The sequence below is a fragment of the Streptomyces sp. NH27 genome, from assembly GCF_056859195.1.
Window position 1 is genome coordinate 1 of the sequence record NZ_JACEGK010000344.1, and the last position, 8,538, is coordinate 8,538.

10 protein-coding genes and 2 pseudogenes are annotated in these 8,538 nt (G+C 69.9%); 8 read left to right on the forward strand and 4 right to left on the reverse strand.

Annotated features, from left to right (window positions below; all coding sequences use genetic code 11):
• The 7 genes and pseudogenes from AC13HU_RS24985 to AC13HU_RS25015 all read left to right on the forward strand — a co-directional run.
• Positions 1–224 (forward strand): annotated as a pseudogene (locus AC13HU_RS24985) (hypothetical protein); the annotation flags it as partial.
• A 352-nt stretch (positions 225–576) separates the two neighbouring features.
• Positions 577–795, forward strand: a complete 219-nt coding sequence (locus AC13HU_RS24990; RefSeq protein ID WP_483044188.1) for a hypothetical protein — start codon at positions 577–579, stop codon at positions 793–795.
• 157 nt (positions 796–952) lie between these two features.
• Complete coding sequence (locus AC13HU_RS24995; protein WP_483044189.1) at positions 953–1,363, forward strand: rodlin; 411 nt, start codon at positions 953–955, stop codon at positions 1,361–1,363.
• A gap of 155 nt (positions 1,364–1,518) precedes the next feature.
• Positions 1,519–2,091 (forward strand): dihydrofolate reductase family protein, encoded by a 573-nt coding sequence (locus tag AC13HU_RS25000; protein ID WP_483044190.1) that lies wholly within the window; start codon positions 1,519–1,521, stop codon positions 2,089–2,091.
• 166 nt (positions 2,092–2,257) lie between these two features.
• Positions 2,258–3,487: a precorrin-6y C5,15-methyltransferase (decarboxylating) subunit CbiE gene (cbiE, locus tag AC13HU_RS25005; RefSeq protein ID WP_483044196.1), complete on the forward strand. Its 1,230-nt coding sequence runs from the start codon at positions 2,258–2,260 to the stop codon at positions 3,485–3,487.
• Positions 3,484–4,227: a precorrin-4 C(11)-methyltransferase gene (gene cobM / locus AC13HU_RS25010; protein WP_483044191.1), complete on the forward strand. Its 744-nt coding sequence runs from the start codon at positions 3,484–3,486 to the stop codon at positions 4,225–4,227. The genes cbiE and cobM overlap by 4 nt, the downstream gene beginning before the upstream one ends.
• 393 nt (positions 4,228–4,620) lie before the next feature.
• Complete coding sequence (locus tag AC13HU_RS25015) at positions 4,621–5,481, forward strand: alpha/beta fold hydrolase (RefSeq protein ID WP_483044192.1); 861 nt, start codon at positions 4,621–4,623, stop codon at positions 5,479–5,481.
• A 182-nt stretch (positions 5,482–5,663) separates the two neighbouring features.
• Here the strand turns inward: AC13HU_RS25015 and AC13HU_RS25020 are convergent, their stop codons facing one another.
• The 4 genes from AC13HU_RS25020 to AC13HU_RS25035 form a co-directional block, all read right to left on the reverse strand.
• Positions 5,664–6,011, reverse strand: coding sequence for a hypothetical protein (locus tag AC13HU_RS25020; protein WP_483044193.1), 348 nt, complete (start codon positions 6,009–6,011; stop codon positions 5,664–5,666).
• Between the two features lie 152 nt (positions 6,012–6,163).
• A complete protein-coding gene (locus AC13HU_RS25025; protein ID WP_483044194.1) occupies positions 6,164–6,442 on the reverse strand; it encodes a hypothetical protein in 279 nt (92 codons plus the stop codon).
• A gap of 162 nt (positions 6,443–6,604) precedes the next feature.
• A complete protein-coding gene (locus AC13HU_RS25030; protein WP_328466309.1) occupies positions 6,605–6,880 on the reverse strand; it encodes a hypothetical protein in 276 nt (91 codons plus the stop codon).
• Between the two features lie 300 nt (positions 6,881–7,180).
• Positions 7,181–7,528, reverse strand: coding sequence for a hypothetical protein (locus tag AC13HU_RS25035; RefSeq protein ID WP_483044195.1), 348 nt, complete (start codon positions 7,526–7,528; stop codon positions 7,181–7,183).
• A gap of 728 nt (positions 7,529–8,256) precedes the next feature.
• Between AC13HU_RS25035 and AC13HU_RS25040 the strand changes: the two are divergent.
• Positions 8,257–8,538: pseudogene (locus AC13HU_RS25040) on the forward strand (hypothetical protein); the annotation flags it as partial.

Here is an 8,538-nt window from a genome sequence, read left to right on the forward strand (position 1 = left end):
CCACCCCCTCGCCCCAGGCGCCGCCGCGCACCGCGAAGGTCCCCCCCGTGTCCCCGGCCAAGCCTGTCGTGGTGCACCAGCGGCTGGCGGAGACCGGGCTGGACAACCGCGAGCTCGGCATCGCGGGCGCGGCCGGAGCCGCTTTGCTCATGGGTGGGGCGCTGCTGTACCGACGCTCCCACGCGGCCTCGAAGGCCGCGCGCGCCACGGCCCGAATGCGCTGACACCGTTCCGGCGGCGTATCGAGGAATGCGCCCCGGAAAGGTGATTAATAGCACGACTGCGCCGTAGTTCTGCACGTACAGGTGATTGTCAGCTGATGCAGTGTGATGTCCGTTGCCTGCGGATCGGCGTGGTCGTTGTACACGGCGCCGGATTTCGGCGTCCGACGGTGTCCCGCGGCACTCGCCTTCCCCAGGGTCGGCCGCTGGCTCTCGGCTTAGGAAAGGGTGACAAGTGAAGTACTCAAAGGTTGCGGCGGCAGTGGCCGGATCGGTGATGGCGGCTGGAATGGCTGTACCCGCCTTTGCCGAGGGCGCCAACGGTGCCCCCGTCTCTGTGGACAACATGTCGACGATGCCCACGAGCATCAACGGCGGTGTCGACCAGGCGCTGAACGAGCAGCCGCTGCAGAAGCTCGCCGACGCGACGCCCGTCGGCTCCGCGCTGCAGACGGCGCAGAACGGCACCGACATCGCGGGTTCCGCGCTGTCCGGACTGGCCAAAGCCACCGGAGGGCTGCCCGCCGGTTCGCTGCTCGGCGGGCTGCCGGTGAGCGGCCTGCCGCTCGGCTGACGGCGCCCAGCTGCCGCCTTCCCGGCTCACCCGGCCTTTCCCACCCGGCTGTTACCCCGTTGGAGTGAAGGGCCGGAACCTAACCCCGCTGGAGCGGTTGATCAGATCGCTCCAGACCTTCCAGAACAGTGCACCAAGCACCAAAAGAGGGACAACCATGATCAAGAAGATGCTTGCCGGTGCTGCTCTCGCCGCGTCGGTCGTCGCCGTCGGTGCCACCGCCGCCCCGCAGGCCATGGCCATCGGCAACGACGAGGGCACCACCACGGTGAACGGCAATGGCGCCGAGCAGGCGTACGGCAACACCCACACCGGTGGCACCCAGAGCCCGCAGATCGGCCTGGTCCAGGGCACCCTGAACAAGCCCTGCCTCGGCGTGCCGGTGAAGGCCAACGTCGGCTCGCTGATCGGCCTCGTGCCGGTCACCGTCCAGGACGTCAACGTGCTGACCTCGCCGCAGAACCAGCAGTGCACCGAGAACTCCACCCAGGCGCAGGGCGACGAGCCGCTCTCGCACGTGCTCAGCAACATCCCGGTGCTGTCCGGTAACGGTGTGGCCAACCACTGAATCACCCCCGGCCGCACCATGGCCGTCGGCCGGTGACGCTCGCCCCGCGAGCCGAACCGGCCTGCTCCACCCCGCACGGGCCGCCGGCCTTCCTCCTCCTCGCCGGCGGCCCGTCGCCATGCCCCGCTGTCAGTGCCCGCCGCTACGGTGAGGCGATGCCCAAGACGACGTACTTCACCGCGACGAGCATCGACGGCAGGATCGTGGACGAGGCCGGTTCGCTCGACTGGCTCTTCACGGCCGACCACGGCGGGGAGGGCGAGGCCCGTTTCCCCGTGTTCTTCGACACCGTCGGCGCCTTCGCCCTCGGCGCCACCACGTACGAGTGGATGCTGGAGCACGAGGAGATGCTGCGGCGGCCCGAGAAGTGGCGCAGCTGGTACGGCGACACACCGTGCTGGGTGTTCACCCACCGGGAGCTGCCGGCCGTGCCCGGCATCGACCTCACCTTCGTCCGCGGCGACGTCCGTCCGGTCCACGACGCGATGGCCGCGGCCGCCGGGGACCGTACGATCTGGCTGGTCGGCGGCGGCGAGCTGGCGGGGCAGTTCGCCGACGAGGGAGTACTGGACGAGCTGGTGCTCGGCGTCGCACCGGTCATCCTGACCGGCGGCGCCCCACTGCTGCCGCGCCGGCTGGAGTCGGACCGGCTCACGCTGACCGCCGTTGAGCAGTTCGGCCAGTTCGCCTACCTCACCTACAGCCTCGGGCCGGAGCCGAGGGCATAGCCGCAGGCAGGACCGCGGGCGGAACCGCGAGCGCTCCCGCGGACGGACCGCGCGGCCGCCGACCGGGCGCACCCGGCGGGCCGGTGCCGGCGGCAGGTCGGTAAGGTCCTGCTGACCTGCCGTTTCCCCGATCCGAGGTGTCCGCGTGAACTCCGCCCCCACCCCGGTGACCGTCGTCGGCATCGGCGCCGACGGCTGGGACGGGCTGCCCGAGGCGTCCCGTGCCGCGCTGCGCGCCGCGCACATCGTGATCGGCGGCCCGCGCCAACTCGACCTGCTGCCAACGGAGTGCGCCGGGCAGCGGGTGCCGTGGCCGTCGCCGTTGCGGCCCGCCGTGCCCGCGCTGCTCGCCGCGCACGCCGGCCGCGCGATCGCCGTGCTGGCCAGCGGCGACCCCTTCTTCCACGGCATCGGCCGGGCCCTGGCGGAGGTGCTCGGCCCCGACGCGCTACGGGTGCTGCCGCACCCCTCGTCGGTCTCCTACGCCTGCGCCCGGCTCGGCTGGCCGGTCGAGGACACCGCGGTGGTCACGCTCGTCGGCCGGCCGGCGGCGACGCTGGCCGCCGCCCTGCACCACGGCCGCCGGCTGATCGTGCTCAGCGCGGGCGCCGCCACCCCCGGCGAGGTCGCCGCGCTGCTGCGCGACCGCGGCTTCGGGCCCAGCCGGGTGCGGGTGCTGGAGCAACTGGGCGGCGCCCGCGAGCGCGTCGCGGCCGACGGCACCGCCGACGGCTGGGCACACGCACCCGGCGACCCGCTCAACGTCGTCGCCGTCGAGTGCCGCCGCGCCCCGGACGCGCGGCGGCTCGGCGCGGTGCCCGGGCTGCCGGACGAGAGCTACGACCACGACGGGCAGCTCACCAAGCGTCATGTCCGCGCCGTCACGCTCGCCGCGCTCGCCCCCGAGCCCGGCGAACTGCTCTGGGACGTCGGCGGCGGCTCCGGCTCGATCGCGATCGAGTGGATGCGGACGCACCCCTCCTGCCGTGCGGTCGGTGTCGAACGCGACCCGGTACGGGCCGCCCGGATCACCGCCAACGCCGAACGGCTCGGCGTGCCCGCGCTGCGGGTCGTCACCGGCGCCGCGCCCGCCGCGCTGGCCGAACTCCCAGCCCCCGACGCCGTCTTCGTCGGCGGCGGGCTCACCGCGCCCGGCCTCCTCGACGCCTGCTGGGACGCGCTCCCCGCGGGCGGCCGTCTCGTCGCGAACACCGTCACCCTGGAGTCCGAGGCGCTGCTCGCCGCGTACTACCGGCGCCGCGGCGGCGACCTCGTACGGCTCTCCGTCGCGCACGCGGCACCCGTCGGCGCCTTCACCGGCTGGCGCCAGGCGATGCCGGTCACCCAGTGGTCGGTGGTCAAGCCGGCCGAACCAGCAGAAGCGGAAGACGTATGACCGTGTACTTCATCGGCGCCGGACCCGGCGCCGCCGACCTCATCACGGTGCGCGGGGCGCGGCTGCTCGCCGCCTGCCAGGTCTGCCTGTACGCAGGGAGCCTGGTGCCGCGCGAGCTGCTCGCGGACTGCCCGCCCGGGGCCGAACTCGTCGACACCGCACGCATGGACCTCGACGAGATCACCGAGGCGGTGGTGCGGGCGCACCGCGACGGTCACGACGTGGCGCGGCTGCACTCCGGCGATCCGTCGGTGTTCAGCGCGGTGGCCGAGCAGATGCGACGGCTCGACGCGGCCGGGGTGCCGTACGAAGTGGTGCCCGGGGTACCCGCGTTCGCCGCGGCCGCTGCCGCGCTCAAGCGGGAGTTGACGGTGCCGGCGGTCGGGCAGACGGTGATTCTCACACGGGTCGCGCAGCGGGCCACGCCCATGCCGCCCGGTGAGGACCTGCCGACCCTCGCCCGCAGCGGCGCCCTGCTCGTCCTGCACCTCGCCGCCGGCTACGTCGACCGTGTCGTCGCCGAGTTGATGCCGTACTACGGTGCTCAGTGCCCGGCCGCAGTCGTGGCATTCGCCAGCCGCCCCGACGAGGTGGTGCTGCGCGGCACCCTCGGCAGCATCGCGGAACAGGTCCACGACGCGGAAATCCGCCGGACCGCCGTCATCATCGTAGGCCGCACCCTGGCAGCCGAGTCCTTCCTCGACAGCCATCTCTACTCCACGGCCCGCGTTCGCGACTGAGCAGCGGGCGAGATCAGCCGCCCCCGCGGCGAAGCGGATTGCCGCGGCGGCCAGTTCGACGCGACGGGCGCGGGGGAATTGCCGATGGTGATCGGCGGCGATCCCGAGTTGCCCCACCTCGTAAAAGGGTCCCGATTGCCGACCGTCCGGGAAATGGCCGAGTGCCGGACGGGCAAAAGTCCGGATCACATGGGCGGGATCCGACACGCCCACCGTGGGTGAGATTGGGCTCTCCATGCTTCAAAGGGTGGATCATGGTGTTCAGTTCCCCATTCTTCGCGCGCGCTCGGAGACATTATGCGCTCTGACATCAGCACGTCACAGGACACATCTGTGCCGGTTCCCCGCCCTGACTCCGGGGCACCTGCCCAAGCGCAGTCGGAGGAAAGGACGTTGGTCTTCGAGGGATTTGCGTATCACTGCCGCATTGTTCGTCAGGACAACCCCCGAACGGATCCGCTGGTGCTGCTGGGCGGTTCGGCGCAGAACCGCTTCGCGTGGCTGCGGCACCAGAAGTGGCTGGCCGAATGCGGTACGATCATCACCGTGGACCTGCCCGGTTATGGCAGCGCGGATTTTCTCCCCGCCAGCTACGGGATCGACTTCCTTGCCGACTGCGTGCACCACATGATGCAGGAACTGGCCATTCACCGGGCCAATGTCATCGGCAGCTGTTTCGGCGGGGCCATCGCTCTGCGATACGCTCAGCACTACTCCGACCGCTTGGTGAAGTTGGGCTTGGTCGGGATGACCACGGTCATCCCGGCGCACTACTCCTCCGCTGTCCCGCGGTGGGCGCGCATGCTCGAACTCGGCGACCGGGCGCAGATCGCCTCCGAGCTGGTCGAGCAGTTCATGTCTCCTCCTGGAACCGGTGTGGTCTACAAGCACCAGGCGGTCTCGCGTTTGCTCTACGGGCAGTTCATGGCGCAGTCCGAGGATGAAATCAACAAGTCGGTGGAGCACAACGCACGGCTGATGACCCACGACTGGTACCGGGACGAGCCGGTTCCCGCCGTGCCGATCCTGGTGTGCACCGGTGAGTACGACACGCTCTGCACACCGGAGATGGGCCGTGAAGTCGCTGCAGCGCTTCCACGGGCCGCTTTCACCACCATCAAATACGCCGACCATCTGGCGCCGGTTGAGCGGATCTCGGAGTTCTCCGACCTGATCATCAGGTTCTGCACCGACCAGCAACTCACCGGTCTTTCGTACACCAACCCGGTCGAGTGGCTGGGCAGGACTGCGTAACCGTGTTCCGACCTGCGGTCTGAGGTGCACGCGAAGCGGAACACGCGCTGAGGCTGCCGGGGCGCACGACAGATGGCCGGGCCCGGGGACGATCCGGGTCCGGCCATCTGTCGACGGGGACGCAGTGGACGGGAATCGGCCCGCCGCGCCTCACCCGTGGGGGCGACGGGTGCCCGCCGCGGCTAGCGTGCGATGTCGGGTGCTTTGAATCCCTTGGGTGCCGGCGCATTGTTGGAGCAGTCGACGACCGCCCCGATGTGCGTTGTCCCCGGCTGCCCCACCGCGACTTGCGGTGTCTGGGTCTCCTGACGCGACACGTTGGTGCAGTCCTGTTGCTGCTGCAGGTGGTAGGTGCCGTCTTTGCTGGTGTACGTGTTCTCGGATTTGGAAACGCAGGTGTCGTTCCCCTGAGCGTCATGCGTGCAGTTGGTGGACGGTCCTGCGGCAACGGCATGGCCGATACCCACGCAGGCCAACGAGAGGCCACCCACGAGCACGGAGAGGGCCGCGCTCTTCGTGTGTTTGAACATGTGCCGTGTTCCTTCGCGGTCGGTGTCACACTCGGACCAGCACCGGTGTCCGGTCTCAACTGATCTCCGTGAGGATGGGCCCCGGCGCCCGAGGGGCCAGGGTTCGGCCGTGGATTCCGGGACCCATCTGGTACCTACTGGGCTGGATTCGCTCAGAAGGCGCTGTTGCTGCAGCCCATGCTCGAGCCGAGCTGGGTGCTCTGGGCGCCCGGGTTGCCTTCGCCGCCCAGGGCGTTGCCCAGCACGCCGTTGAGGATGCCGACCTCGCCGAGGACGTCGAGGTTCAGGTCGTGCGACTTGCACGAGGTGCTCTGCTGCACGTCGAACTTGTTCCCGCCGGGGTTGTCGGACGCGGCGGCGCTGCCGATGCCGACGAGGCCGAAGCTGCCGAGCATGGCGGCCACGGCGACCGCCTTGTAGATCTTGTGCATGTCATGCTCCATGTTTTGGGTCAGGCATGGTTGGCGATGCGCGGTGCGACGGCCCTGCCATGGGCCCTGATGTGCACCGGTACTTCTGACGGGGCGCATGAAAGCGGCGGGCCGTGATGGTGGGGCCCGCCGCGTCCATGGGTTCAGCTACTCCGGCAGCGCTCAGAAAGCGCTGTTGTTGCAGCCCATGGTCGAGCCGAGGCTGGTGGCCTGGGCGCCCGGGTTGCCCTCGCCGTTCAGCGCGTTGCCCAGCAGGCCGTTGAGGACGCCGACCTCGCCGAGGACGTCGAGGTTCAGGTCGTGCGACTTGCACGAGGTGCTCTGCGACACCTGGTACTCGCTGCCACCGTGGTCGCCGGCAAAGGCGGCGCCGGCGCCGGCGAAGCCGATGGTGCCGAGCACGGCGGCCACGACGGCTGCCTTCTGGATCATGCGCATGTCTGTTTCCTTCGTGTGGTTGATCGGATACTCTCCGTGATCGACTCACGGTGTGACTGAAGATAAGCACTGGATGCCGTGAGCCGTGAGAGGCACGTGAGGTGGCCAACCGGTTCTTCGGGGGCCATTCGGTCGAAGCGGAGTGCCCAACACCGTTCGCAGTGAGGGAAGTTGGGCCTCAGTGGTCGCTTGAGTGACGCGCCGCCCGGAACAACCTGATCGGCTTAGCCCGCAGGGTGTTCGGACTCGAAGGGCCGTCCCCTGGAGGGCGCAACGGAGACCGTCCCGTGGGTCCGCGCCCTACTTGTCGAAGGCGTTGTTCACCTGGGTGCAGGTGTCGCCCTGGGTCTTGGAGTCACCCAGGATGGCGATCGGGATGTTCGCCTGGAGCACCGTCTGCGGGCTGCACTCCTGGTACGGACGGAAGAGGTTGTTCTGCTCCTGCGGCGCCTCCTGGGGGGCGGCCTGCGGGGCTCCGAGGGGCAGGGCCTGCGGGAGCGTGACGGTCGGCGACAGCTGGGGGGCGACCTGGGGAGAGACCTGCGTCCCTTGCGGGGCCGGCGCGCCCTGGGGGGCCTGCTGACCCTGGGGCGCCTGCTGCATGCCCTGGGGGGCCTGCTGACCCTGCGCCTGGGGCGCCTGCTGCATGCCCTGGGGGGCTTGCTGGCCCTGAGTCTCTTGCGGGGTTTGCTGGCCCTGCGTCCCTTGGGGAGGCAGTTGGCCCTGCGTGTCGGCGAAACTGACGCCCGCGCCAATGGCGGAAAGGCTGCCGACTGCCATGGCGACGACTGCCAGTTGCTGGAGTTTGCGCATATCCCTGGTCCTTCAATTGACGCACGGGGTCGATTACCTACCGTGACTGCGTGAAGGCTAGCAGTAGCCACCGATTCGGTCGGCCAGGCCGATCGACCGGGCGGTCCTCGTCCCACAACTGGGCGGCGCAGGTGAGAGAGCCGGGCGGCAAGTCCACGCCTGCGCCGAATCCGACGGCGCGCATCTGCGGGGCCTGTGCCGGGAGCGATGTGCCAGGTTCGGGAGCCCGGTGACGCATCGGCGGCACTGGTTGACCCGATCGCGATTCCACCGCCGACGGCGCGCCCGCTTACGGGGTCTTTCGCTTCTCTGCGCTTCACTCGTTCGTGTCATGTGACACGGGCGGATCGTCGCCGGGTGTCCTTTGTCGGTGTCAGGGGTGTGAATTCCGGTACCGGGCCTTGGGGTTCGCGCGCCGAGGCGTTCGACAACGGAACGGCGTTCGGCTGCAACCCAGTTGACCTGCGGCGCGCCGTCCGGCAGCCGTGGCGGGGAGGGTGAGGAGCTGTGGCGGCCGGCCAGTTCTGGACGGTCGTTCAGCTGAGGTCGGTGTTGTCGTCACCGTGGTCGACCAGTTCCGTCGACATGGTGGGCGTGAGCGTTATGCGCTTTCCCGGGCCGGGGTTGTGATCGACCGGCTCGACGGCAAATCGGAGGGCGCCTTCCTGTCCGGCTTTGGAAGCTCAGTAGGCGCTTCGGGGAGATTTCCGGAGATTCTCCGGCCGGCGGCCTGCCGTCTTCACCGCGCGTTCGGCTCGGCGACCGGCTGGAACGAGCGGAATGGCGTGAGCAGTTACCGGAATTCCCGCAGGTGCGCGGTCGGCACCGGGAGCACCTGCCGGCGG

Coding starts and splice junctions, on each gene's coding strand:
- AC13HU_RS25025 (WP_483044194.1), bottom strand. CDS start 6,442: ATGCACAAGATCTACAAGGCGGTCGCCGTGGCCGCCATGCTCGGCAGC.
- AC13HU_RS25000 (WP_483044190.1), top strand. CDS start 1,519: ATGCCCAAGACGACGTACTTCACCGCGACGAGCATCGACGGCAGGATC.
- AC13HU_RS25020 (WP_483044193.1), bottom strand. CDS start 6,011: ATGTTCAAACACACGAAGAGCGCGGCCCTCTCCGTGCTCGTGGGTGGC.
- AC13HU_RS25030 (WP_328466309.1), bottom strand. CDS start 6,880: ATGCGCATGATCCAGAAGGCAGCCGTCGTGGCCGCCGTGCTCGGCACC.
- AC13HU_RS24990 (WP_483044188.1), top strand. CDS start 577: ATGCCCACGAGCATCAACGGCGGTGTCGACCAGGCGCTGAACGAGCAG.
- cobM (WP_483044191.1), top strand. CDS start 3,484: ATGACCGTGTACTTCATCGGCGCCGGACCCGGCGCCGCCGACCTCATC.
- AC13HU_RS25035 (WP_483044195.1), bottom strand. CDS start 7,528: ATGCAGCAGGCGCCCCAGGCGCAGGGTCAGCAGGCCCCCCAGGGCATG.
- AC13HU_RS24995 (WP_483044189.1), top strand. CDS start 953: ATGATCAAGAAGATGCTTGCCGGTGCTGCTCTCGCCGCGTCGGTCGTC.